The 2001-nt window shown below is 73.4% G+C and carries 2 protein-coding genes; both read right to left on the reverse strand.

Annotated features, from left to right (window positions below):
* The coding region (locus VF468_18150; GenBank protein ID HEX5880212.1) for a PucR family transcriptional regulator at nt 1–519 on the reverse strand (519 nt) is incomplete at its 3' end.
* A gap of 491 nt (nt 520–1010) precedes the next feature.
* Nucleotides 1011–2001: hypothetical protein (locus tag VF468_18155; GenBank protein ID HEX5880213.1), on the reverse strand; the 991-nt coding region annotated here is incomplete at its 5' end.

The raw sequence follows: 2001 nt of genomic DNA on the forward strand, positions 1-2001 counted from the left end.
GTGGCGGCCGCCCAGCCGCAGCCCGAACCGCTCAGCCCGCTCCACCAGCAGCTCCAGGTCGCCGCGGCCGGCGAGCAGGTCGTCGATGAACTCGCGCCGCAACGCCTCCTCGCGGCGGACGGTGATCCGCTGGGCGCGCTCGTAGCCGTCGGCGAGGGCCGCGGCGGCATCGCCGGCGGCCCGCAGCACAGCCCGCGCCACGGAGTGCACGGCGCTCGCGCTGCCTGCCGTGCTGGCCGCGGGTAGCTTGTCCCAGGTCTGCCAGGTCACCGTGAGGTAGGCATCCACCACTGCCCGCAGCGGCACGCCCAACCCGGCCGCCTCCGCACCGTGCTGGCAGCAGGCCTCCAGCTCGTCGCGGGTCAGCCGGCGCCCTGTCTTGGCCACCGCCATCAGGACCTGCAGGTAGTCGCCGAACAGCGACACGGGTAGGGACTCGGCCTCGGCGAAGTCAGCGGCAATCCGGGCCAGTGCGGCCGTCACCGCATCATCGGTGCCCCCTGGCCGTCTCGTGGTCACGGCCCTGCCATCTCCACCGTTCACTCCTCCGGTGTCCAGGACGGGGAACCGGCCTCCCGTCCAGGATGGGTTGCCGGCGACCAGCAAGCAACAGGGCCGATCTTCGCCTGTTTGGCCCCTTCCCCGCCCATCCCGGCGTTCGGCACCATGGCGGCCGGCGGCGCCAGCTCACCGGGGCTGGCTGCGAACACCCCCTTCCCGGGGCCGCGGCCACGGTCTGGCGCCGCTTATTCCTTCCGCTACCTGGCCTTCGTGGCAGCTGCCCGAAGGAGGTGTCAATGCGACTCGCAGACATCGACGGTCCCCAGCTGGCCAACCCCACCAGCCCCCCGGCGACCCATCCCGGCGAACTGGCTTCGGAGCAGCCCGCACCACCGAGGCCTGCATCACCGAGGGCTGGTACGCGTGCGCCGACGTGACCCCGGCGGCGCGCTCTGGCGAGTCGGGCCGCAGGGGTCACCCGGCGCGCTCCTGGCTGGGCCATCGCAGCGTCAGCCGCGGCCAACGGTTCTGGCTGCGGCCGTGGGGTGGCCGGTGGGGCGCAGCCACAGCGACGCCTGGGTCGGCTGCATCGTCTGCTCGACCACCGCCAACAGCTCGACCGACAGGGTGTCCAGGTCGACCTGCTCGCGCAGCCGGGCGCTGAACACCGTGATCGTCTGGGCGCTGTCGTAGCGGCGCCGGTTAAAACGCCGGTCTACCCCAGCTTGGATGCGGCGGCGGGCCGGCTGGAACACCGCCGCCACCGCCAGCGTCGCGGCGGCCACCACCAGGCCGGAGCCCTGGGGCAGCAGCCGACCCAGCCCCAGCACCACCCCGGCATAGGCAAACCCCAGGAGCACGGTGAGCAGGCCATAGGCGATCGTGCGGCTGATGATCCGGTCGATGTCGTACAGCCGATAGCGCAGAATCGCCGCGCCGGTGGCCAGCGGCAGCAGCGCCGCACAGACACCCAACGCCGCGTCCAACAGGTTGGAGCCCAAGTCGCCCATCAGGGTGGCGATGGCGGCCAGCAGCGCCACCGCCGCCAACCCAGCCGCGAGCGCCAGCCAGCGCAGCTGCTGGCGCTCCACCCCGCGAGCGCGGCGAAAGCGGCCCACCAGCGACCAAGCCCCAACCACCAGCGCCGCCAACACAACGGCGCCGCCGATCCCACCCGCGGCGTCCAGCAGCGGGCGAGGCAAGGCCGGGACGGCCAGCGGGTTCCCGATCGCCGGGTACTCCGGGGCCAGCGGCGCAGGGTGCACGACCGACCCCAGCAGCCACACCCCGGCCGCGGCCGCCGCCACCCTGGCCCACCACCGCCAGCGGCGCGAGGGCAGCGACCCGGTCGGGGTCAGCAACATGACAAAGCCGGCACACGACAGCCAGCTAAGGGCGAGGCCGTTGTGGAACCCGGCCAGGAAGCTGGCGGCCGGCAGCGACCCCGGCCGGGCCACCAGCCCATACCAGCTGTACCCGAAGGCCAGGCCCCACAAGGCT

It is taken from the genome of Actinomycetota bacterium (genome assembly GCA_036280995.1).
In the GTDB taxonomy this organism is placed as follows: Bacteria; Actinomycetota; CALGFH01; order CALGFH01; family CALGFH01; genus CALGFH01.